Origin of the sequence: Campylobacter concisus, assembly GCF_003048985.1 — a bacterium.
GTDB lineage: Bacteria > Campylobacterota > Campylobacteria > Campylobacterales > Campylobacteraceae > Campylobacter_A > Campylobacter_A concisus_AY.
Genome location: NZ_PIRS01000003.1, coordinates 107,103 through 129,471, shown reverse-complemented (window position 1 = coordinate 129,471; position 22,369 = coordinate 107,103). Strand labels below are relative to the sequence as shown.

The 22,369-nt window shown below is 37.7% G+C and carries 21 protein-coding genes and 3 tRNA genes; 14 read left to right on the top strand and 10 right to left on the bottom strand.

Features of this window, described 5'->3' with window-relative positions:
• Window positions 1-9 precede the first annotated feature (9 nt).
• The 3 genes from mgtE (at window position 10) to CVS91_RS03395 (ending at window position 4,227) form a co-directional block, all read left to right on the top strand.
• Entirely contained in the window at window positions 10-1,377 is a 1,368-nt protein-coding gene (gene mgtE / locus CVS91_RS03405; protein ID WP_103606976.1) for a magnesium transporter, read from the top strand.
• Window positions 1,362-1,946 (top strand): NUDIX domain-containing protein, encoded by a 585-nt coding sequence (locus CVS91_RS03400; RefSeq protein ID WP_103636879.1) that lies wholly within the window; start codon window positions 1,362-1,364, stop codon window positions 1,944-1,946. Before mgtE ends, CVS91_RS03400 begins: the two co-directional genes overlap by 16 nt.
• Window positions 1,947-2,109: 163 nt before the next feature.
• On the top strand, window positions 2,110-4,227 hold the full coding sequence (locus CVS91_RS03395) for an RNA degradosome polyphosphate kinase (RefSeq protein ID WP_258034049.1): 2,118 nt from the start codon (window positions 2,110-2,112) through the stop codon (window positions 4,225-4,227).
• A 433-nt stretch (window positions 4,228-4,660) separates the two neighbouring features.
• Here CVS91_RS03395 and CVS91_RS03385 read toward each other — a convergent pair whose 3' ends face one another.
• Genes CVS91_RS03385 through CVS91_RS03370 form a run of 4 tightly spaced genes read right to left on the bottom strand, consistent with a single transcriptional unit; the run spans window position 4,661 to window position 8,234 of the window.
• The gene (locus tag CVS91_RS03385) at window positions 4,661-5,464 is read right to left on the bottom strand and encodes a 3'-5' exonuclease (protein WP_107830300.1); all 804 of its coding nucleotides are present in this window, start codon (window positions 5,462-5,464) and stop codon (window positions 4,661-4,663) included.
• Window positions 5,461-6,108, bottom strand: coding sequence for a ribulose-phosphate 3-epimerase (gene rpe / locus CVS91_RS03380; RefSeq protein ID WP_009293926.1), 648 nt, complete (start codon window positions 6,106-6,108; stop codon window positions 5,461-5,463). Before rpe ends, CVS91_RS03385 begins: the two co-directional genes overlap by 4 nt.
• 9 nt (window positions 6,109-6,117) lie before the next feature.
• Window positions 6,118-7,491 (bottom strand): prephenate dehydrogenase, encoded by a 1,374-nt coding sequence (locus tag CVS91_RS03375; protein ID WP_107830298.1) that lies wholly within the window; start codon window positions 7,489-7,491, stop codon window positions 6,118-6,120.
• Window positions 7,488-8,234: a hypothetical protein gene (locus CVS91_RS03370; RefSeq protein ID WP_107830296.1), complete on the bottom strand. Its 747-nt coding sequence runs from the start codon at window positions 8,232-8,234 to the stop codon at window positions 7,488-7,490. Before CVS91_RS03370 ends, CVS91_RS03375 begins: the two co-directional genes overlap by 4 nt.
• A 151-nt stretch (window positions 8,235-8,385) precedes the next feature.
• Here CVS91_RS03370 and rpmB point away from each other — a divergent pair, with 151 nt between their 5' ends.
• From rpmB to CVS91_RS03345, 5 genes are all read left to right on the top strand, one after another.
• Window positions 8,386-8,577, top strand: coding sequence for a 50S ribosomal protein L28 (rpmB, locus tag CVS91_RS03365; RefSeq protein ID WP_002942221.1), 192 nt, complete (start codon window positions 8,386-8,388; stop codon window positions 8,575-8,577).
• A 22-nt stretch (window positions 8,578-8,599) separates the two neighbouring features.
• A complete protein-coding gene (locus CVS91_RS03360) occupies window positions 8,600-9,730 on the top strand; it encodes a potassium channel family protein (protein WP_012001697.1) in 1,131 nt (376 codons plus the stop codon).
• Window positions 9,731-9,862: 132 nt separating this feature from the next.
• Window positions 9,863-10,069, top strand: coding sequence for a DUF465 domain-containing protein (locus CVS91_RS03355; RefSeq protein WP_002942218.1), 207 nt, complete (start codon window positions 9,863-9,865; stop codon window positions 10,067-10,069).
• A 134-nt stretch (window positions 10,070-10,203) separates the two neighbouring features.
• Window positions 10,204-10,278, top strand: a tRNA-Gln gene (locus CVS91_RS03350).
• A gap of 27 nt (window positions 10,279-10,305) precedes the next feature.
• Window positions 10,306-10,380 (top strand) — tRNA-Met (locus CVS91_RS03345).
• A gap of 28 nt (window positions 10,381-10,408) precedes the next feature.
• Here the strand turns inward: CVS91_RS03345 and CVS91_RS03340 are convergent.
• The 4 genes from CVS91_RS03340 to CVS91_RS03325 all read right to left on the bottom strand — a co-directional run bounded on the left by CVS91_RS03340 (window position 10,409) and on the right by CVS91_RS03325 (window position 17,133).
• Window positions 10,409-11,023: a tyrosine-type recombinase/integrase gene (locus CVS91_RS03340; protein WP_234409657.1), complete on the bottom strand. Its 615-nt coding sequence runs from the start codon at window positions 11,021-11,023 to the stop codon at window positions 10,409-10,411.
• Window positions 11,024-11,345: 322 nt separating this feature from the next.
• Window positions 11,346-12,464 carry a GGDEF domain-containing protein gene (locus CVS91_RS03335; protein ID WP_107830292.1) on the bottom strand — a complete coding sequence of 373 codons (1,119 nt, stop codon included), beginning with the start codon at window positions 12,462-12,464 and terminating at the stop codon, window positions 11,346-11,348.
• A gap of 116 nt (window positions 12,465-12,580) precedes the next feature.
• The gene (locus CVS91_RS03330) at window positions 12,581-14,686 is read right to left on the bottom strand and encodes an FtsK/SpoIIIE family DNA translocase (RefSeq protein ID WP_107830290.1); all 2,106 of its coding nucleotides are present in this window, start codon (window positions 14,684-14,686) and stop codon (window positions 12,581-12,583) included.
• A 131-nt stretch (window positions 14,687-14,817) separates the two neighbouring features.
• Complete coding sequence (locus CVS91_RS03325) at window positions 14,818-17,133, bottom strand: flagellin (RefSeq protein ID WP_107830288.1); 2,316 nt, start codon at window positions 17,131-17,133, stop codon at window positions 14,818-14,820.
• Between the two features lie 141 nt (window positions 17,134-17,274).
• Here CVS91_RS03325 and CVS91_RS03320 point away from each other — a divergent pair, with 141 nt between their 5' ends.
• The 6 genes from CVS91_RS03320 to CVS91_RS10555 all read left to right on the top strand — a co-directional run bounded on the left by CVS91_RS03320 (window position 17,275) and on the right by CVS91_RS10555 (window position 20,674).
• A complete protein-coding gene (locus CVS91_RS03320) occupies window positions 17,275-18,021 on the top strand; it encodes a YaaA family protein (RefSeq protein WP_107830286.1) in 747 nt (248 codons plus the stop codon).
• Window positions 18,022-18,145: 124 nt separating this feature from the next.
• Window positions 18,146-18,448: an HU family DNA-binding protein gene (locus CVS91_RS03315; protein ID WP_012001719.1), complete on the top strand. Its 303-nt coding sequence runs from the start codon at window positions 18,146-18,148 to the stop codon at window positions 18,446-18,448.
• Between the two features lie 71 nt (window positions 18,449-18,519).
• A tRNA-Leu gene (locus CVS91_RS03310) sits at window positions 18,520-18,606 on the top strand.
• 134 nt (window positions 18,607-18,740) lie between these two features.
• A complete protein-coding gene (locus tag CVS91_RS03305) occupies window positions 18,741-19,841 on the top strand; it encodes a Cj0814 family flagellar-dependent secreted protein (protein WP_234409653.1) in 1,101 nt (366 codons plus the stop codon).
• A 268-nt stretch (window positions 19,842-20,109) separates the two neighbouring features.
• Window positions 20,110-20,541, top strand: coding sequence for a hypothetical protein (locus CVS91_RS10425; protein WP_234409652.1), 432 nt, complete (start codon window positions 20,110-20,112; stop codon window positions 20,539-20,541).
• Between the two features lie 10 nt (window positions 20,542-20,551).
• Entirely contained in the window at window positions 20,552-20,674 is a 123-nt protein-coding gene (locus CVS91_RS10555; protein WP_265094387.1) for a hypothetical protein, read from the top strand.
• Between the two features lie 62 nt (window positions 20,675-20,736).
• Here CVS91_RS10555 and CVS91_RS03295 read toward each other — a convergent pair whose 3' ends face one another.
• The gene (locus CVS91_RS03295) at window positions 20,737-21,525 is read right to left on the bottom strand and encodes a cell surface protein (RefSeq protein WP_107830284.1); all 789 of its coding nucleotides are present in this window, start codon (window positions 21,523-21,525) and stop codon (window positions 20,737-20,739) included.
• 16 nt (window positions 21,526-21,541) lie between these two features.
• A complete protein-coding gene (locus CVS91_RS10420; protein WP_107830282.1) occupies window positions 21,542-22,345 on the bottom strand; it encodes a hypothetical protein in 804 nt (267 codons plus the stop codon).
• Window positions 22,346-22,369: the final 24 nt, after the last annotated feature.

Below are 22,369 nucleotides of genomic sequence, written 5' to 3'. Positions count from 1 at the left end.
AGGTAAAACTTGAGCCAAGAACTAGAAGAAGCAAAAGAGCTGATAGATCAGCACTTAGATGAAAATTTAGAAGACGGTGAGCTCTCTGCTTACGAGCTAGCCCAGCATCTTAAAACACTTAAAAAGCACGATGAAGAGCTTTTTGCTCAGTACCTTGAAAAGCTAGATCCTGAAATTTTGGGTGATGTGGCGATAGAGTTACCTGATCACATGCTAAAAGACGTGATCGACACGCTCCCAGCTGAAAAGATCGTAGAAGCGCTTGAAGAGCTAGAGAGTGACGATGCGACCGACCTACTTCAATACATCGAGGATATCGATGAGGACAAGGCTAGAGAGCTTTTTAACGAGCTAGATAAAGAAAATCAAAACGAAATTTTAAGACTTAGAAGCTATGACGAAGATAGAGCTGGTGCGCACATGCAAACAGAGCTATTTTCAGCTCATCTTGAAGAGAAGCTTGGCAGCGCAGTCGCAAGACTAAGGCAAGAGAAGCAAGAAGGCAAACTAGAAAACGTCTCACAGCTTTTCATCATCGATAAAAATAGCGTCTTGCAATACGCCATCCCGCTTGAAGATCTCATCCTTTTTGACTTTACAAAGACGCTAAAACAAAATATCGAATCAACCCAGATCGACCACTACAAACCTCACATGGCAAACGATATGGATCTCATGCAAGATGTCGCCGATATGTTTCAAGAGTACGATCTAAACGTTATCGCAGTTACAAGTAGCACTGGAATTTTGCTAGGTCGTATCACGTATGATGATATCCACGACTACATCCAAGAGAGCGCAACAGAGCAAATTTATAACCTAGCTGGCGTTGATGACGAGTCAGAAGAAGACGATACGCTATTTAAAGCGGGTCGTGGCCGTGCGGTTTGGCTTGGCATAAATTTACTAACAGCACTTTTTAGCTCATCTATCATCGGACTTTTTGATGAGACGATCGCAGCTTACGTCGCACTTGCCGTGCTTATGCCAATAGTTGCTTCAATGGGTGGCAACACTGGCACGCAAGCACTTGCCGTTACGGTTCGTCGTTTGGCACTTGGCGAGATAGAATTTAAAGATGCAAAGAGCGTTTTAAAGCGCGAGGTGACGATCTCACTCGTAAATGGCCTCATCTTTGGCGCTATCATGGGCGTGATCGCCGCTGTTTGGTTTGACAAAGGCATGCTTGGCGTGGTTATTGGCCTTAGTATGGTTACAAATTTATTCTTTGCTGGTTTTTTTGGCACGATCATACCTTTGACGCTAAGGCGCTTTAACATCGATCCTGCCGTTGGCTCGGCGGTCATTCTTACTACATTTACTGATGCGATAGGATTTTTTAGCTTTTTAGGACTTGCAAAATGGATACTACTATAACAAATTTAGAAATTTTACCTCTTGGTGAGTCAAAATACCTAAAGCCATTTAAGATGAAATTTAAACAAAATGGCTTGCAAAGGGACTGGGACTGCGTCAAAGTGATGAATAGCGTTAGTATATTTTTATATCACGAGCAAAAAGATGCATTTTTATTTGTAAAGCAGTTTCGCCCAGCCGTTTGGTACTCGCAAGAAAAAGAAGACATCAAAACAAGCGAGCAAGGCTTTACTTATGAGCTTTGCGCAGGACTTATGGATAAGGGGCTAAGCGAAGAGCAAACAGCTAGAGAAGAGGCAGTCGAAGAGGTCGGATACGAGCTAAAAGAGATGGAGCGCATCACGATGACGTACGGCGCTTTTGGCTTTGGCGGCAACATGCAAACGATGTTTTACGCAAAGATCGATGAGAGCATGAAAGTAAATGCAGGCGGTGGCATCGATGGCGAGGATATCGAGCTAGTTTTTATAAAACGAGAAGATATGATGAAATTTGCCTTTGACGAGAGCAAGGTCAAGGGCTTTGGGCTCATCTTTGCCTACTTGTGGTGGGAGAAATTTAAAGGCTAAAAAGAGACCTTTTTGATAAGCGCAAAGACAACAACCGCCACAACAAAAATGCCAACTAATATAATATAATCCGACATAAGAAACCTTTATGTTTAAAATTTGCACTATTGTAACTAAATTTTTAACAAAATAAGAACTTTATAACCGCACATATCATAAAATAATCAAAAATTATAAGGAGAAAATGATGAGCGAAAATGAAACTCTTTTTATCAACCGCGAATTAAGCTGGCTACGCTTCAACTCAAGGGTGCTCGCTCAGTGTGAAAAGGATATACCTTTACTTGAAAAGCTAAAATTTATAGCCATTTATATGACAAATCTTGATGAATTTTATATGATAAGAGTAGCTGGTCTAAAGCAGCTTTTTGCAGCTGGAGTGACGACAAGTAGCAGCGATGGCATGAGCCCACTTGATCAACTACGTGAGATCAGAAAATATCTTCAAGATGAGCAAAATTTAGTTGAAAGCCACTACAAAAGCACCGTTGATGCGCTTAGCAAAGAGGGTCTTTTTATCAAAAACTATGACGAGCTTGATGATAGTTTAAAGCAAAAATGCGACGAGTATTTTTTCTCAAACATCCTGCCAGTTATCGTGCCTATCGCTGTTGATGCGACACATCCATTTCCGCACCTAAACAACCTTAGCTTCTCGCTCGCCGTTAAGCTTGCTGACATCGAGCACCCTGAAATTTTAAAATACGGCATGATAAGAATTTCAAGAGTATTGCCAAGATTTACCCAGCCAAGTAGCAACGTTTTTGTGCCGATTGAAACGATCGTGCACCGCCACGCAGAAGAAATTTTCCCAGGATATAAGCTCATTAGCTCGGCTGCTTTTAGAGTGACAAGAAATGCTGATATCGTCATCGAAGAAGAAGAGGCGGATGACTTTATGATGATACTTGAGCAAGGGCTAAAGCTTCGTAGAAAAGGGGCTTTTGTGCGTATGCAGATAGATAAAGATGCAGACGCTGATATCTTAGAGTTTTTAAATTTTCACATGAAAATTTTTCATAAAGATATCTACTTTTCAAGCATCCCGCTCACGCTTAGCTCTCTTTGGGAGATAGCTGGGAGCAAGAACTTTAGCCACTTAGCAAACCCACCATACGCCCCAAAAACCCTGCCTCCATTTGGCAATGGCGTCTCGATCTTTGACGCCATAGATAAAGAGGATGTGCTGCTAGTTCATCCATTTGAGAGCTTTGATCCAGTCGTTAGCTTTATAAGAGAAGCGAGCAAAGATCCAAAGGTGATCTCGATACGCATGACGCTTTACAGGGTCGATAAAAACTCACCGATCATTCAAAGCCTGATAGACGCTGCAAGCGACGGAAAGCAAGTAACCGTGATGGTCGAGCTAAAAGCGAGGTTTGATGAAGAAAACAACTTGCACTGGGCAAAGGCGCTTGAAGATGCTGGCGCACACGTGATATATGGTATCACAGGCTTTAAAGTCCATGCAAAAGTTAGCCAAGTGATCCGCCAGATCGGTGATAAACTTAAATTTTACATGCACTTTGGCACTGGCAACTACAATGGCAGCTCAGCAAAAATTTACACTGACGTTAGCCTATTTACCAGCAAAGAGGAATTTAGCCAAGATACGACCTCGTTTTTTCACATCCTCTCAGGATATAACAAAAACCGTCGTCTAAACGCCCTTAGCATGTCGCCCTTTCAGATAAAAGAACGCATCATCGAAAAGATAAGAGTGGAGGCTAGCAAAGGCAGCGAGGGCAGGATCATCGCTAAGATGAACGCGCTAATAGACGAAGACGTGATAAACGAGCTTAGTCGCGCCTCAAACGCAGGCGTAAAGATCGACTTGATCGTTCGGGGTGTGTGCGGACTAAGGCCTGGCGTAAAAGGCAAAAGCGAAAATATAAGAGTTCGCTCGATCATCGGTAAGTATTTGGAGCACGCTAGAATTTTATATTTTAAGCACGCTAATCCAAAAATTTACATCTCAAGCGCTGACTGGATGCCACGAAATTTAGAGCGCCGCTTGGAGCTCATGACACCTATCTTTGAGCCAAGACTGCAAGAGAGACTGCTTGAAATTTTAGAGCTTCAGCTAAGTGATAATGACTTAGCATTTGAGCTACAAAATAACGGCGAATACACAAAAGTAGCTAGACGCGAGGGCGAAAAAGTGATCTCTTGCCACGAAGTTTTAGAAAACTACATCTCTAAAATTTACAAATCCGTCAAAAAAGACACCGACAAAGCAAAAGCTGACATGCTTGCAAGCAAGCTTTTAAAAGAGAGCTAAAAGATAAATGGCTTTTAAATTTAAGTTTAAAAGCCATTTTTACCATAAATCCTAAATCTTAAATCCAAAGACTAATTTTAGTTTCTAGCTAAATTTGACTCCAAATTTAGCTAGCAATTTTAACGAAAATAAATTTTCACATTGGCACAAACTCTAAATTTAGCTACAAAAGCAACCAGCCTAGCAAAATACGTCATCAGTAGCGACGGCTTGGCTATACACATGCAAAAACTAGCATTCACGAGGAATCTATCACAATGGCAACTTTGTTTTAGGAGATTTTGCAAAGATCGGCGTGCGCACGGATAGATCGTGGCGTTTTGAAAAGCACAATGATCGCAAACCGAGAAAAGATAGACGATCTCGTTTAAATGGGTCATAGCTAAATCAAATTTCTAAATCCCCAGCCAAGTGGCTTAAATTTAAACCAGCCCTATTCCAAAGCTTTTAAAACTGGTTCTGGTTTTAGCTTTACGCTTGGGGCATTTTTGCTAAAGCTTATGAGATCCTCTGTCGTTTGGATGCTAAAAGGTAGGCGCTTGAGGCAGACTTTAAAGATTTCAGCCGCTGCTACCGCGTCATTTAGGGCTCTGTGATGGGTGTTGTTTATGCCAAGGAGCTCTTTTAGCGAGCCAAGGCCGTATTTTTGCGAAGCTATTGTTCGGCGGCTAAGATCGATGGTGCAAAGCTTTCTGTTTAGCAGCATGCCAAGGCCGATCTCATTTAGACTATGCGAGATAAATCCGTAGTCAAAATTTACGTTGTGTGCGATAAAGACGCTAGTTCCAAGAAAAACTTTAAACCGCTCCAGCACGTTTAGCAAATTTGGCGCACCGACTAGATCGCTTGCTCTTATGCCAGTTAGCTCTGTGATATTTTCAGGCACCGCACTAGCTGCTACAAAGCTTTCAAAGCGCCCTATTTCGGTGCCATTTTTCATTTTTATAGCGCCTATTTCGATGATCTGGCCATTTGTCGTGCCACCAGTCGTTTCGATATCTACGACGCAAAATTCCTGCTCGCTAATATCTCTAAATCTGGTGCCAAGCTCGATCTCGTTGCTTTCATTTCTAGTGATGTCAAGCCCGAGAGTTCGCCACATATCAAGGTCGCGCACGTCAATGAGCGATGAAATTTCCTCGATATCACTAAATTTCAAGATAAACTCGTGATAGCCTAAATTTTGCCTAGCTAAAATTTCAATGCTATTTTCTAAACGCTGTTTTTTTGGTTTCAAAACTCAAGCTTTATGGCGCGAATGGCTTGTTCGTATGAATTTGATGAAAAGATATAGCTGCCAGCCACCAAGACATCAGCTCCAGCCTCTTCAAGATCAGGCGCATTTAGTCCATTTACGCCGCCATCTACTTCGATGAGACACTTGGCATTTTTGCGTTCTATCAGCTCTCGTAGCGCCCTTGTTTTCTCAAGCACGACTGGCATAAATTTCTGACCGCCAAAGCCAGGATTTACGCTCATTAATAGCACCATATCGACTTCATCTATGATATGCTCGATCGCACTAACTGGCGTGTGCGGATTTAGCACGATACCAGGGCTAACGCCATTTTTTCTGATGTGATCGATGAGCCTCATTGGATGCTTCTCTTCTTCTATGTGAAAGGTTAGAAATTTTGGCTTTAACGGCAAAAAAAGGTCAGCAAAAAAAGAATTATTTTCAACCATCAAATGAATATCAAGTGGCTTTGTAGCAGCCTTTGCAACGGCACTTACCACGACTGGTCCGATGGTTAAATTTGGCACAAAATGCCCGTCCATAACATCAACATGCACCAGATCGCACCCAGCCTCGCAAATGGCTCTTATCTCAGCTGCTAAATTTCCAAAATCAGCCGACAAAATACTAGGTGCAACGTACATTTTAAATCCTTATTTACTTATAAAAATCACGCCAGTTTGGCTCTCTTTTGCATTTAATGTGGCAAAAATTCCACTGCTTGCTCTGTCGAAAAACATCTCATTTTCGAAAAATTTAAAGTTGCTAAGTTTTACCTTTAAATTTCTCTCGATGAAAATATCTAAAATTTTGCTTGCAATGATACTAAAAATTTGAGAAAATCCGCTTAAACAGCCACACTCTAGATCGCCATTATCTGAAAAAATAGAGCAAATTTTACCAAGCTTGTCCTTTTTAACACCAAGCAAAATTCTCATCTGTACGTCGCCATAAAAGAGCACGCAAGCCCGCAAATAGTCATTTTCGCCCTCTACATTAAAGTTGCTAATCTTTGCGTCAAGGCATAAAATTTCACTCTCTATCAAAGGCGAGAGCACGTCTGTGATACTTGAGATCACAAGTGGCAAAAACTCAACTAAGTTTTTATTCATCTTTGTAGGCTCAATATCGATAAGGCGCTTTTTAAAATAGAGCGTCGAGTCATCTTTGAAAAAATCATCCATCTTTTTATATAAAAGTATCTTTGCCGCTTTTAAATTTGAGGCAAGTGTCTCTGAGATGTTGCCCTCATTTAAGCCGCAAATCGCCAATATACCGCCACTTTTTTGGCTCAGCTCAGATAGCTTTATCAGAAAACTAGCACCTATGGTATTTAAAGCACCGACCGAATCAGACCAAAAAACAAAGAATTTAAAGCCTATCTTTTGTAATCTTTCGTGAAATTTATAGTCAAAATTCTGCACAAAAGAGCTATCCATGAGCCCTACTGTCTTATAAATGACGACGTCGCCTCTTACAAAGGTGCTAAACTCTTTTTTGCCTAAAACGATGTGATTTAGGGTGCTGATGGTGTATTTGTAAGCTTGCTTGGCGGCATTAAATTCTTCCACGCTTTTTACAAATTTACACTTGTAGCACTTTTGCTCCAAAAGCGAGTTGATGTAGTCTTTATACTGCTCATTTTTGTTATAAATCACGATGGCTTCACTACTATCTGCTAGCGTATCGTTTAAAAATAGCGTCGCAACTCTTTCATTTTCAAAGAGTGAAAATCTCAAAATATTTTTTGAAGTCTTTGCCACAAGCTCGTAAAAAGTATCATCATAGTCGCAGACTGCAAACTCAGCGCCTATCTGCTTAGCGATGCTTGATAGATGCTCGCACGTGCTATTTAGCCAAAGTGGGCTAAAAAATGTGACATTTTTTAATGAAAGCAAAATGGCACTTATCTGCCTTGCGCAAATTTGCTCTACTTCGGCCTTTTTGATGCTTGAAGGGGTGATATTAACCTCTAAAAATCCAAATGGCCTAACTATGGCCAAAGAGCCCTCAAAAGTTACTTTCATTTTCTAAGAGCCTTTTTTAAATTTATAACCATATCAGCCGAAGCATGGACGCTAACATCGGTGATCCTATCTATACCAAAGTCAAAAAATTTAGCAGTGCTTGCCTCATAAGAGAGCAAAATTTTAAAGTATTTTAAGACCAAAATCTCTTCTCTATTGAGCCTGTCGCTATCCCATCCTGCAAGCTTTAAAAGTACTCCAAATAGCGAAATGTCAAACCTTCGCTGCAAAATCCTATCAAAGCTCATATCAGAAAAACCAACGATATGTTTAAGCGAGTGTGGATACTTCAAAAAGATCAGCTCGCAAAATATAAGAAGAATGAGCGCGTAGGCAGCTAGAAATAAATTTTTTTGATTTTTTAGTCCAAGGTAGTTTAGAAGTTTGCTCCAGTCAGATAGAAATTTGGCATTAAACTCCATAATCGAGTATAAATTTACACCAAAATTTTTATATCTTTTTGGAGATTTGATAAAAACAAAATAAGAGCAAATTATCATTTTTAGGTTATCTATGCCAACCATATATGCCATTGAATAGATATCTCTTGACCAACTTTTAGGAGCAAAATCTCCTAATTTTATAACTGTAGTAAAATATGCTTTAAAAACTTCGTCACCCCTAAAAAGCTCTATAGCAGCAGTGATGTCGCCCTCATCCAAGTGCTTTTGGCACTCATAAAAAACATCGGGCATTGTATAGATAAAATTTAAAATTTCATCTATTTGATTTTTAGTTAGCATTTTTGTTTTACCGATTTTTTATTTTGGGGCTATTTTAGCCTTAATTAAATAAAAAATCAACAAAACTTATAAATATAAATGTTCATTTTAAGCAATACTTTGGTTTTGTTTAGATAAAATCAGCAGAAATTTTTGTTTATAAGGAAAAAAAATGTCAAAAAGATGTGCGATAACCGGCAAAGGACCAATGGTAGGCAACAACGTGAGCCACGCCAACAATAAAACTAAAAGAAGATTTTTACCAAATCTTAGAACTATCCGTGTTACTCTAGAAGATGGCACAACAAGAAGAATAAAAGTTGCTGCTTCTACTCTAAGAACTATGAAAAAACAGTCAAACTAAGAGATAAAATGAAGAGGAATTTATGTCTTTTCTCTCAAGACTTTTAAAATTCCTCAACTGGTCAAACTCCGCAAAACCAGAAATAAGCCTAGATACTGAGCTTTACGAACAACTAAAACCTTTTAGATTTCCACTAATTTCAGTCGTACTACTGTTACTTTTTGGAACACTGGGTTATATCTTTATAGATAACTTCTCCCTCATAGATGCCTTTTACCAAGCAGGTATGACCTTCACGACGGTCGGTTTTACCGAAGTTGCGCCCATAACTCCAAAGGGGCGAATTTTTACTATAACATTTATCCTTGTTGGCTTCATTATTTTTACGCTATCAATCGGTATCGTTGTAGAAGTTCTAAAAAGAGGCACATTAATTAGCATTTTAAAGGAAAGGCGCATGCTTTACAAGATCGCAAGACTAAAAAATCACTTCGTTATTTGTTACCACAACCTCTACACGATCGAGCTTAGCGCTCAGTTTCGTGAAAATCACATACCATTTGTAGTGGTTGACGACAGAGAAGATATCGCAGAAATAGCTCAAATTTACAAGTATCCATACTTCATAAAAGCTCAGCCTCACACTCAAATCGCCTTTTTAAAAACGCATCTTTCAAGCGCAAAAGGACTAATCACTCTTAGCCCAAATATCGCTGATAATATCGCGCTTATCGCATCTGTTAGACTTTATGAAAAAGAGATAGGCCGCAAAAAACCTTACCACATCATCACAAACTCAGATAGCGAAGATGATACACAAAGACTTAAAAAACTTGGTGCTGATAACGTAGTAAGCCCATCTCGCCTAGTCGCACAGCGTCTAAGCGCCATGAGCGTAAGACCTGATATGGAAAATTTACTCGAGCAATTTCTATACACAAAAAGCTCGCCTATCGACATAGAAGAAATTCTTGTGCCTGATTACTCTTGGATCAGGTTTAAAAGACTAAAAGAGACACACCTAAGAAATATCACAAATGCTGACGTGGTAGGCATTAGAGACATAAATAACAAATTTATCCCGATGCCAAATGGTGATACTCTAATCGGCACTGGCACAAAGCTTTTAGTCATCGGCACAGTTGATGGCATACGCCTAACCAAACGCCTAGTAAAGAGCAAACACAAGCCAGAAGAACTAAAATACGTTTAGTTTTTGCATTTGATTCGTGGCATAAATTTGACTCAACCACTATATGCTAGAAGCTTTTATAGATCTAAATTTAGATAGCCAAACATTTACAAAGCCTTGTTAGAATTTATAAATTTTTTACAGGAGCTACGTATGTTACACGAATACACTGATCTCATAAATGAGTTGAAAAAAGTAGATGTTCATTTTGCCGCACTTTGCAAAAAGCATGACGAGCTAAATGAAAAAATAGACAGTAAAGCTGCACAAGCCTCTGAGCTTGATGCCTTGAAAAAAGAAAAATTAAAACTAAAAGACGAAATTTACGCCCAAATTTTAAAATACAAAGAGCAAAAATAAGAAAACCATTTCCAAACCATTTTTTGCTTTTAAATCTTGGTTTGGAAAATTTTATTTCTAATAAAAATAATTTTTTTACAAAAAACCTTGACAAATGGCATTAAAGTCTATATAATTACAACTCTTAAAAACATTGGGGTATCGCCAAGCGGTAAGGCAACTGGTTTTGGTCCAGTCATTCAGAGGTTCGAATCCTCTTACCCCATCCACACTTTAAAATCCCAAATAACTCTTATCGCGGAGTAGAGCAGTGGTAGCTCGTCGGGCTCATAACCCGAAGGTCGGCGGTTCAAATCCGTCCTCCGCAACCAAATACCAAGGACTTTTACCACCTTTTAACTAAACACCAACTCCCATACCATCACGTATATCATCAACATTTAGATGCACGTAATGCAGGCTACTTTTAATATCTGTATGACCCATAAAAGCCATCAATTTATGAGCATTAAATCCCTTCAAACTCACTAACCTAGAAGCCACCGTATGGCATAATACGTAAAGACCGTGAGCACTATCATCTCCCTTATATCCTAAAAACTCTTTTACTGCCCCCCACATCCTACTGCTACTATCAATATTTAGATGGGTTATAGGGCACTTATCTAGTGGTAGGTCTCTGCAATCATCGTAAGCACCATTGGCTACCCAATAGTAGGTCATTCTAAGCACTCCGTTAGTTTTTGTTTCAGTAAAGAGTTTTAAAGCTTCCGCCCTACTAACACTCTTAGCTATTTCTAAGCGTTGCTTAATAGCTCTAAAGACTTCCATAACATTCTCTCCACAAGGTAGTGTCCTGCTTTGTCCGTTCTTAGGAGCTCCTATGATAGGTTTCTTAGTCTTATGTGTCTTAACCGCCTTTGAGATAGAGAGTGTATCGTGCTCGAAGTTTATATCTCCAAGCTCTAATGCAAAGTATTCAGAGGGTCTTAGTCCAAGATTAGATAAGACTATAAAGAGCTCATATATCTCTACACTTGATAGTGCTTTAGATTTTTTTAGCTCTGTTATATAAAAACTCTTTAGTGCTTAGAAGCTCATCATCTCTTAAAGCAGGTCTTTTGGTTACTACTTGCCTAACTTGAAGTCCTTTGAAGCTAAGCATAGATTTAAACTTTGAGTAGCATTGTAGCATTCTAAGTCTATACGCTAAAAAGGTATATTATTCTACGAATAAAAAATGAATAAAAATTTAAAAAAATGCTAAAAACTAAAAATTTTAAAACACACAAGAAGTTATATTTTTAATGTAAATTTAAAACTTGGAATCTAAAAATCATTTAAAGCAAACAACTTTATTTTTTCCAGCATTTTTAGCATCATAAACTGATTTATCAGCAGCTTTTAAAATTTTATCCTTTGCTGCGATCTTATCATTTACCGTAACAACTCCGATACTTGCGGATCCGATCCAGCAAGCATTTTTAAATTCGATACGTATTTTATTTATCTTTTTATGAATTTTTGTAGCTATTTTTAATGCACCATCAGCATCGGTGCTAGGGCATATTACTAAAAATTCATCTCCACCTATACGGCATATTATATCATCAGTGCGTAGATTAAATTTAAGGACATTTGAAAATTCCACAAGCACAACATCGCCAGCATCGTGTCCAAAAGTATCATTAATGGTTTTGAAATTATCAAGATCGAACATTATGATCGTAAATGGAACTTTACTTTCAGTGTATTTTTGCAAACAGTCTTCAAGCTCATAACTCATTCTACGACGATTTGCAAGTGCTGTTAATTGATCAGTCATAGCTAAAATTTCTAATTTTTTATTGCTCTCAAGCAACTCTTCTGTGCGCTGTTTAACTTTTTCTTCAAGTGAATTTTTAAGCATCAAAAGTTCTTCATTATATTTCATCAAAACACCAAAAACACCATTAAATGATTTAACTAAAGTATCAAGCTGCTCGTGATTTACTCCGCTTACCTCTTCATATGCCTGTTCTGGAGTATAGCCTGATTTTATAAGTCGCATTTGAGCAGATAAATTTTTATCTATGCCAAGTATATGAAAGGTCAGCCATTGCACCAAAAAGTCAAGTAGTTCTTTTGCCTCAACCTTTATATTGTTTGAATTTAAATTTTTATATTTTGATGTAACTTCTTTGATAAAAATTCTGTGAGCTTTGAGATGTTCTTTGGCATGTCTTGCATCAACGCCTGCCTCCAACATCAACCCTTCTTCGTTTGAAAAATGATATTTTGTATAATCAACCAGTTCTTCAAACAAAGGTATCATATCACTTAAAACGGTATTTTGTATAGTAAGTTTGTTTCCTAAAGAGTTGATTATTTCAACCAAATATCTATGTTCAGAATCAACTTGTTTAATATTTGTTTCAAATTCCCTTCCCCAAGCAAATACGACTTGTTGTGCCATTTTACTACTCCCTGCATAGCCTAATTTACACTTTATTTTATTTTAATATAACTTATATGTAAATAAATTTTTTGCTAGCAGTTTAGATTAATTTATTTTTTAAATATAAATTTATATTAAACCAAAATATCCCTCTGCCCTTTTGCATTTACAGGGCTTAAAACGCCCATTTTTTCCATCTGTTCGATTATATTTGCAGCTTTGTTGTAGCCTATTTTTAAGCGTCTTTGCAGGTAGCTGATCGATGTTTTTTGCTCGCTTAAGATGATCTCTTTTGCCTCTTCATAAAGCTCATCAAGCTCTTCTTCACCTAGCACACCAGCAGCTGAGCCTGCGCTAGAGCCCTCTTCTGCTAGAAATTTCTCATCGTAAATCACATCTTGTTGCTCTTTTAAGAAATTTACGATTGTCTCGATCTCTTTTTCGCTTGCAAATGGCGCATGTAGCCTGATCACTCCAGGGCTTCCAGGAGGCGTAAATAGCATATCTCCTCGCCCTAGCAAGCTCTCAGCTCCCATTTGATCAAGGATGACCTTACTATCGATCCTCTGCCCTACTCTATAGCTTATCCTGCTTGGTAAATTTGCCTTTATAAGGCCAGTCACGACGTCGACACTTGGACGCTGGGTCGCTACTATTAAGTGTATGCCACTAGCCCTTGCCATCTGCGCTAGGCGGCCGATGTAAAGCTCCACATCCTTGCCGCTAGTCATCATAAGATCGGCCAGCTCATCGATGATCACGACGATATATGGAAACTGCTCGCCGCCCTCGTTCTTCATCTTTTCGTTGTAGCTCTCTATATTTTTTGTGCGAGTTTGGCTCATTATCTTATATCTTCGCTCCATCTCAGCGACCATGTTTGAAAGCGCTGTGATCGCCTTTTTAGCCTCTGTGATAACAGGCGTCAAAAGATGTGGGATGTCGTTATATATGCTAAATTCAAGCATCTTTGGATCGATCATCATTAGGCGCAAAGTTTGTGGGCTATTTCTATAAAGCAAACTTAAAAGCATCGCATTTATGCCCACACTCTTACCAGATCCAGTTGTTCCAGCTATTAGCAAATGTGGGAGCTTTTTAAGGTCAGTCACAAAAGGAGCGCCCACGATATCTTTACCAAGAGCCATGGTTAGCGGGCTGCTCGCGTTTTTAAAGACTTCACTCTCTAAAATTTCTTTTAGATAAATCGTCTCTAAATTTTGATTTGGCACCTCTATGCCAACGACGTCTTTGCCAGGGATCGGCGCTTGGATACGGATAGTTTGAGCCTTTAGCGCCATCGCTAGATCATCTTGCAAAGTGAGAATTTTACTCACCTTGATGTGCGGGGCTGGGCGAAACTCAAATGTCGTGACGATAGGGCCAGTATAAGTTCTCACCACGTCACCATCTATCTTAAATTTACGCAGTTTATCTAGCAAATTTGAAATTTGTTGGTCGATCTCGGCCTCATTGATATTGTGCGAGCGCTTTGGGGGATCGTTTAGAAATTTAAGTGGCGGCAAGACAAAGTCTTTTGGCTTTTCGACCTTGCCGCGTTCTATCTGATCAAGAAGTTTTTTGTTTTCAGCCACTTCATTTAAAATTTCAACCCCGCTTATAGTTGCAGGTCTGCTCTCTTGTGCCGGCTCCATCTCTGGCTCTGGCTCGCTCTCTAAATTTGGCTCATCATCATTTAGCACCTGAGCGTCTATAAGCTCTTCTTCTTTTATCTCTTCAGCTTTTGGCTTTTTGCGCTCTATCTTTGGTATCTGCCTTGCCCTTACCTCTTTTACGCTTGCACTTTTGTCTTCATAGCCATTTGGCTCTTTATCTACAAAAGCCTTTCTTAAAACGATGATAAAATTTTCTCTAAAAGCAAGCCCAAGAGAGATAATAAATATCATAAGTATAGCAACCGCAGTGCCGATAGCACCGATGACTTCTTTTAGAGCTGAGACTATAAAGCCACCTATCACGCCGCTATTTGCTCCAGAAGTGGTTAGCGCTTGAAACATCAAAAATGCGATAAAAAATAGAAAAATCCCAACCACAAACTGGGCAAAATCAAAGTCAAATTTATTAAAATTTTTATATACAAAATAGCCCAAAATGATAAGCAAAAATGGATAAACATAGGCGATAAGCCCAAAATACTTGATATTAAAAACGCCAAGGCTTTGTCCAAGCAAGCCTACAAAATCAGCAGTCGGAGCAGCCGTAGCGATACCAAAATATATAAAAAAACAAACAAAAATAGTAAATAATATATGTCTTAAAATTTTAGATCCTTTTGTTAAAAAGGCTTATTATAGCACGCTTGAGTTTAATTTTTAAAAAATCAGCAAGCTAGGCCTGCTGATTTATCATTTTAGTTTAGGTAGTTTAGCAAGCTTAGTTGATTTATCTTAGCGCTTGCTTGAAGAGTAGCTTGATATGAGAGTGAAAGCTGTGTAAATTTAAGGTATGACTCTGCATAGTCTGCGTCTATAACGTCATTTTTAACGGTTAGCACATTTACTTTCATTATCTCTGCGCGCTCTTTTGTCGATGTCAAAAGCTTGGTTTGAGAGCCGATCTTTGTAAGTTCTTTATTTGCGTGATCTATCAAGTGATCTAGCCTTTTTAAAGCGCCTTGCATGCCTGTATTTCGTGGATCGTGATTGTTAGCGTCTGCTCTATAGTAGCCATTTCTAACAGCAAATATCATATCATCAAGGTCTTGAAAGACACTTGTGCTTGGCTCATCGATAGTTAAAGCGTTATTTTCGTTAAAGCTAAATACTGAGCCCTTGCCTTGAGGGTGGCTTGCAGCGCCAGCAGTGTTTATACCGGTGCTATCTCCGTCAAATATATCTCCATTTTTCGCATCATACATGGTTAGCTCTATATTTGTGACAGATTTTGTCTTGTCAGTTAGCACCATCCTGCCTTTATCGTCTAAATTTACCTCTACTGCACCTTTAGTCTTTGACAAAGCGTCTTTATAGGCATTGTAGTTTTGATCTCTTCTTACCTTTTCGATATCTGTATCAAAATTTGCATTTTCTACGTTTTGAGGATCAGGGATATTATCGCTTGCAGCCATCGCTACGATATCCATTAGCTGGCGATATGTAAAGTCGCTTGCATAGGTTCTGTAACTGCCGAATTCATCTGAGTTATAGACGGTCAAATTTCTAGTTGGAGATACCACGCCAGCAGCTGTTGTAGATGTTATTTGAAACTGCACTGGGGTATTTACGCCACCTGCTTCGCCCATTTTTACTTTGATATCATACATTGTGCCAGTTATTGATTTTACTTGAAGACCTATCTCTTGATTATCTATATTGTAAAGCTCTCTTTTTCTGGCATCGACATCTTTTGGGTATAAATTTCTATTGTAGCTCTCTTTTGTGCCAGAAACCTCGCTTAGCTTTGTCTGATCAGTTGCAAACTCGCCCGTTCTTCTAGCTACTTGAGGTAAATTTGCGATTAATTCATTGTCTTTTCGCTCAAATCTAACCTTGTCATAGTCAAATGCGTTTGTTAAATTTCCATCTTTATCAAGGTATTTGCTCTTTGTAAATTCAGTTATATGAACCGTTTTTGGCACAGCATTTGCCATATTTTCAAGGCTTTGTAGCGAATTTACCGTATCAAGAGTATTGTTTGGAGCTATCGCACCACGATTTGCCGCCACAGAAGTAGCTGCAACCATGTGAAAGTCTATAGTTTGATTGCCTTTAGTAAGGTCTTTTATATTAAATTGTCCGTCGTTATTTATGCTCACATCGACAACTTTTGTCGTCTTTGTGTTGCCAAATTCCATACCGATCTTCTCCATCAAACCAGCCATTGATGTATCGGCACTCATCTTAAATTTACTCGTAAATGTCGTGCCGTCTGGCTTTTTGCCCTGCATGAAAAAGTATGTGTCAGGAAAATTTACATTTGAAGTATCCAAAAAGTCGAAATCAGGTTCAATCGTGCCTTTATAAGAGCCGTCACTACCCACAACTGAGTCACTTGCGTAGTTTAGACCGATCATATTTTTTATCTTGCTATTTTCATCAAGATATTTTGGCGCATAAGAGATGTCGGTTCTAGTTTGATCAGCCAGCATCACATTTGTTGTCAAAATTTTGTTGTAGTCGCCATCTTTTCCTAAAAATAGATCAAATCCCGGGATATTGTAAGGTAGCTCAACCTGCGCACCGGCTGAAGTTTTCATATAGTCGCGGTTGCCCTGATATTTACCTGAGCCATCGATCGGCTTAGTATCCACAGCACTTCCTGAGAATAAAAACTGCCCATTTATAGAGGTATTTGCGATATTTACAAGGTGGTTTTTGATGCCCTGAAGGTCGTTTGCCAAAGCTTCAAGAGAGGTTGTGCTATGCACGTCGCTGGCTGCTTGAACGACTTTTGTTTTAAAATTTTCAAGCTGTTTTTCAAATTCTTTCAGCGCATTGTCCGTGTTTTTTGCAAAATTTACTGACTTACCAGTAGCATCAGCCACTTGAGTGAGAGTGGTCGCTTCATAATCAAGCCTCATAGCATCGTTATAAACCGCAGCACCGTCGTATGGATCTTGGATTTTAAGTCCGTTTGAAAGCTGCTGGTAGCTTTTATTTACGCCAACCATATTTTTTTGATAGTCGTGCAAAGTCTGACTAAAACGTAGTTGATTTGTAATTCTCATAATTTTTCCCTAAATTTTTATTCACTCTAAGCAAGAATAATTCCGCTTTGTGATATATCGGTGAAAATTTGATTTTTTTTAGAGCAAAAAAGTTTTATTGTATAATCTGCAAAAATTTACATATATAAAATAGGAAAGAAAATGGCGTTAAAAATCCTCTTCTCACCAAGCGAAAGCAAAATTTCTCTAAATACAAATGATAAATTTGATGGTAAAAATTTGATATTTTCTGAGCTTTTTGACAAAAGGGCTGAAATTTTAAAAAGATATGACGAGTTTTTAAAAAGTGCAAATTTAGACGAGATAAAAAAGCTTTTTGGACTAAAAGAGCTTGAGGATAGCGAGCAGCTGCGAGAAAGTCTATCTCAAAAAGGCAGCATAAAAGCTATCTTAAGATATGACGGCGTTGCCTATAAGCACCTAAACTACCGCGGACTAAGCGATGACGCTCAAAAATATATAGATAATAATGTTTTGATATTTTCAAATTTATTTGGGCCAATTTTAGCAAAAGATGAGATAGCTGAGTACAAACTAAAGCAAGGCGAAAAGCTAGCTGGCTTTGATATTTGTAAATTTTATGAGCAAAATTTTAGCAAGGCAGTCGATAGCTTTTTAGAAAATGATGAAATTTTAGATTTTAGAGCTAAATTTTATGAGAAATTTTATGTGGTAAAAAAAGAATTTACGACATTTTGCTTTTTAAAAAACAAAAAGATACTAAGCCACCATGCAAAAGCATATAGAGGTGAGGTTTTACGCCAGATCGCAAATGCTAAAGTGACAAACAAAGATGAGCTAATGGGTTTAAATTTTGAAAATTTAAAGCTTGTAGATATGAAAAAGATAGGGCTAAAAAACGAGCTTACATTTGAAATTTGTGAGTGAAAGTTCAAAATTTGGTCTTTTTTACTAAAAAAATGCAAAAAAAGAGCTAAATTTAGGGAAAAAGTATTGTATTTTTTTTTAAAAGAGTGTAGAATTGCCGCATAACTTCTTAAAAGGATGGTTCATGAAAAAAGCTGAATTTATTCAAGCGGTTGCCGACAAGGCTGGTCTTTCAAAAAAAGATACTCTAAAAGTTGTTGATGCTACTTTGGAGACAATCCAAGCGGTTCTTGAAAAAGGCGATACAATTAGCTTTATAGGCTTTGGTACTTTCGGTACTGCTGACAGAGCTGCAAGGAAAGCTAGAGTTCCTGGAACTAAGAAAGTAATCGACGTTCCTGCTAGCAAAGCAGTCAAATTCAAAGTTGGCAAAAAACTTAAAGAAGCAGTTGCTGCTGGTGCTGCTAAAAAAGGTAAAAAGAAATAATTTTCTTTTTCGGGGAGCAAGTCTCCCCTTTTTCTTTCTTCTCACAAATCTAAAAATTCAATCTTAACTTAGCCCGAGTGGTGAAACTGGTAGACGCGTCAGACTCAAAATCTGATAAGGGCAACCTTGTGTCGGTTCGAGTCCGACCTCGGGCACCATTATACAATATCTTAAAAATGATATATCATTACAAGTAATTATTTTTTACAGAATAATAACAGAGTAAGAAATACTAATCACTCACTGGAATACGTTTTGCTTGGTATCAAGCAAAGAAGCTAGGAGGCAAACCATGAATGATATTAGCATCTTAAGCACCAATGTAAATTCATACACCAAACAACAACACAAACAAGATAGATCTTTAAATTTTAGTAATCTTATAAAGCAAAGTGTCAAAGAAAAGATTAGCAAGCCAAGCCAAGAGCCAGCTAAATTTACTTATACTACTTCTTCACAAAATAGCCTTATCTCTTTAAATTTTAATGATCTTCAAGCTTATGGCTACACAGTAGATAAAGCTGGCTTTATGGGAGCTGATTTTAACAAAGCAGCAGGCTTGCCACAGGACTTTAAAATACATAAAAGCACACTTGATGAGCTTAGTAGGTTTGCCGAGCGCAACCATGTGTTAAACCGCATCAAGAGCAAAGACGAGCAGATAAAGATCTTTGACAACATCGATATGGCTGATACCATAAAGCACTATTACAGACTATTTGATCAAATGACCTCTGCTTTAGGCGATGATAAAAAGAGTTACACCCTTGCAGATATAGACAAACTACCAAAAGGTTACAGCACAAAAGGCACTCACTATGACGCCAAAGGACATTTGCTAAAAGATCTATCAAACTCTACTATCTCAAACATCTACTCTAGCACCGATGAGCTAAATAGCGCTAAGTCTCTAAGTAAAGAACTATCAAGTGCAGGCATTAGGCTCATAGTAAAAGAGGTTGATTTTACGATGAGCGAAGCAGGTGATGAGTTTAGTTTTAATCCTAATATGTCTTTTTATAAGTCAGATGAAGGCTACAGCAAAGAAGCTCTTTTCATGGGATTTTTGCGCAGTTCTAGACCGCTACCAAGTGATAGTGCAAAGACTAAGCTTAGCAGTGCTGCCTTAAATGATATCTCAAGCACAGGAGAGCATAAAGAGTACTTTGTGGATTTTGAAAAAGTGGGTAAAGATAGTGAGAGCATAAAAGCGCTCATAAAAGAAAGACTTAAAGAGCTAACGCTTTTAATGTATGCAAGATCAAAGAATATTAACGCAGAAAGTGTTACCTCAAACGAATATGGGAAATTTAAGCCAACTAGCGAGGATATAAATTCTCTAGCAAATTCTTGGAGCGAGAGGATAAGTTCTATTAGTAAGACTTTTGTGTAGAGATAGGTCATATATAAACTAAATTATTTAAAGGTCGATTTAGTTATTAATTATACTCTTGCTCACAAAAGCATTATTAACCTAAGTAGGTTGATTAACTATCAATATTAATAGATAGTTCATATTCTATGAGTGATTGTGTGCTAGCGTATAAAAACAGCACTGCTGGGTAGGTAGCAAGATGCTCTAATGCAAATTAATACCATAAAAAAGAATTAAAACCTATGAAAGAGATGCTGGAATATCTAAATAAAGTGAGACCTTAACAATGCTTAATAATATAACCTATTCGCCAAATCTAAATAGCAACTCACTATTTGAAGGAAAAGAATTCGCAAGTAGAGTTAATTATAAGAAAGTGATGGACAATAGCACAAACTTTACTGGAGCTTTTAAATCCTACAATGATGATAAAAAAACCATCTGGGGCAAAACGTCAGATGATGATCTAGAAGGACAAAAGATACGTCGAACTTTAGAAAGATTTGGTGTGTCTTTTAGTAATGAAGGTCGTGAGCTTCTCGAGTCGTCTAATATAAGTGTGGATGAATTTATTGAGAGATATTCTAAAGTTATAAATAGAAGTATGCCACAAGAGGTTGGTGACTATGGGCTAATGGATCAAAAAAGCGATCATGAAGAACAAGACAATCAAACTGATACACAAAAACAAGAAACCTTTAAGCCTATAGAAATTTAAAACTTATGATATGCAAGCCGATGAGAAATTTAAAGAATTTTACAAATTTATAAAAACTGAATTTGATAATGGCGAAAGCATATTTGAAATTTTAGAAAAAGTCGCAAATACAAAAGTGGATAAAATCGCATAAAAGGACTAAAATTAGAGCAATCACTACTTTATACAATAAATAAGATAGCTATTTTTTATCCATCAAGCCATCTTATTTAAAATTTGCTTCTTATCTATCTTTTGCATAAGTTCTAAGACATCTATGCCTCTTTTTTCTTTGAAATTTAAAAGCTCTCTTGCAAAGAGAAATTTCTGATCCTTATTTATATCATAAGTCTCATACTTCTTCTTAACCTGCATAGGTTTAAATTTCTTCTCGCTTTGCTCTTTAGCTAAATTTGCATTGTATTCTTGTTCTTCTTTGTGTAGTTTAGCTAGAAATTCTTTATGCTCTTTTGTGGTTTTTTCTACATCTTCTCTATAAAGCTTTTTAAACTCTTCTATGCTTAGATCTGCTCTAGCAAATAATCTAGCACCATCGTTACTCATCATTGTATCTTCAGAAAATGATTTCATAAAATCTTCTAGCTCAGCCTCTTGTTCTGCTGTGCCGATACCAACCATTAGCCCAGATATTGTTGGCTTGCCATCTACTGAGTTAGAAAGCAACCAGTCCATGTGCCCTTGCAAGACACTAATCTCAAGCTCTTCCATGTTTTCTGGATATTTTGCTATCAGCGCACGTCTTTGCTCGATAGTAAAATCATATTTCTTGGAAAGCATAGTATCTATCTTGTTTATAGCATCCGTTATCCAGTTATATTTACTTTCATCTATATCAATAAATTTTGGCAATACTTCTGCAAGGGGTTTGTGCATTAGTTTATCTATTAAAGCCTTTTCTTGCTCCTTTGACATTTTTGCATTTTCTTTTTGGATAGTGTTATCTTGTATCGGTGTGTTGCTAAGTCCATTTATGCTAGTTATCATTTAAGTCCCCCCCCCCTTATGCTGTCTTATCCACTTTAAGCTTTGCCACTTTTTCTAAAATTTCAAACATACTCTTGCCACTATCAAATTCGCTCTTTATAAATTTATACATCTCCTTAAATCTCTCATCGGCTTCAAGCTTATAGGTTTGAGATTTTTTAGTAACTTGTATAGGTGTAAATTTCTTCTCTTTCTTATCTTCTTCGTTTTGTGTTTCAAGATCGTTGATAGAATTTATAGTATCTTTTGCTAGCTCCTCATCAAGCTCTAAACCAAAGCGCTCCTTTAGTGCAAATTTAGCCCATTTACCTTTAAACTCATCAACACTCATATCGCTATCAAGTAGTTCAGCTGTCTTACTACCGCCAAAAGCTATAAAAGAGAGGATTTTTTTATTTGCAAACTGATCTATAAAATCATCAACGCTAAGCTTTTTACTATTTAATGGATCTTTGAAAATTCCCTTTGGCTCAAATGCTGGATTTCTCTCAAGCCCTAAAGCACCGCTATCATCTATAAATTTCTTTAGCTCATCTATCTCATCTTTTGAAAAAGCGTCGTCATAGCCCATTAGCTTGCCAAGTATGCTTACTCTTGGCTCTCCTTCACCTTTTACAAATCCAGTGAGTGAGTGATCGTATCTGTCGTATTCTCTTGCTCTTTCTTTATCATCTAGCCTTGCATACTTAGAAAGTGTCATACTATAACCCATATCGTTACTAAGTATCTCGTTTATATCGTTAAATTTAAAACCCATCTCTCTTGCTATGTTCTCTCTTGAGAGATAGTTATGGGTTGAAAGATTATTAGAAATTTGCATTTTACTATCCTTAGTTTTTATGAT

Excerpts from the sequence above, each read along its gene's own strand:
- CVS91_RS03400 (WP_103636879.1), top strand. The coding sequence starts at position 1,362 with ATGGATACTACTATAACAAATTTAGAAATTTTACCTCTTGGTGAGTCA.
- rpe (WP_009293926.1), bottom strand. The coding sequence starts at position 6,108 with ATGTACGTTGCACCTAGTATTTTGTCGGCTGATTTTGGAAATTTAGCA.
- CVS91_RS03375 (WP_107830298.1), bottom strand. The coding sequence starts at position 7,491 with ATGAAAGTAACTTTTGAGGGCTCTTTGGCCATAGTTAGGCCATTTGGA.
- CVS91_RS03370 (WP_107830296.1), bottom strand. The coding sequence starts at position 8,234 with ATGCTAACTAAAAATCAAATAGATGAAATTTTAAATTTTATCTATACA.
- rpmB (WP_002942221.1), top strand. The coding sequence starts at position 8,386 with ATGTCAAAAAGATGTGCGATAACCGGCAAAGGACCAATGGTAGGCAAC.
- CVS91_RS03360 (WP_012001697.1), top strand. The coding sequence starts at position 8,600 with ATGTCTTTTCTCTCAAGACTTTTAAAATTCCTCAACTGGTCAAACTCC.
- CVS91_RS03355 (WP_002942218.1), top strand. The coding sequence starts at position 9,863 with ATGTTACACGAATACACTGATCTCATAAATGAGTTGAAAAAAGTAGAT.
- CVS91_RS03335 (WP_107830292.1), bottom strand. The coding sequence starts at position 12,464 with ATGGCACAACAAGTCGTATTTGCTTGGGGAAGGGAATTTGAAACAAAT.
- CVS91_RS03325 (WP_107830288.1), bottom strand. The coding sequence starts at position 17,133 with ATGAGAATTACAAATCAACTACGTTTTAGTCAGACTTTGCACGACTAT.
- CVS91_RS03320 (WP_107830286.1), top strand. The coding sequence starts at position 17,275 with ATGGCGTTAAAAATCCTCTTCTCACCAAGCGAAAGCAAAATTTCTCTA.
- CVS91_RS03315 (WP_012001719.1), top strand. The coding sequence starts at position 18,146 with ATGAAAAAAGCTGAATTTATTCAAGCGGTTGCCGACAAGGCTGGTCTT.
- CVS91_RS03305 (WP_234409653.1), top strand. The coding sequence starts at position 18,741 with ATGAATGATATTAGCATCTTAAGCACCAATGTAAATTCATACACCAAA.
- CVS91_RS10425 (WP_234409652.1), top strand. The coding sequence starts at position 20,110 with ATGCTTAATAATATAACCTATTCGCCAAATCTAAATAGCAACTCACTA.
- CVS91_RS10555 (WP_265094387.1), top strand. The coding sequence starts at position 20,552 with ATGCAAGCCGATGAGAAATTTAAAGAATTTTACAAATTTATAAAAACT.
- CVS91_RS03295 (WP_107830284.1), bottom strand. The coding sequence starts at position 21,525 with ATGATAACTAGCATAAATGGACTTAGCAACACACCGATACAAGATAAC.
- CVS91_RS10420 (WP_107830282.1), bottom strand. The coding sequence starts at position 22,345 with ATGCAAATTTCTAATAATCTTTCAACCCATAACTATCTCTCAAGAGAG.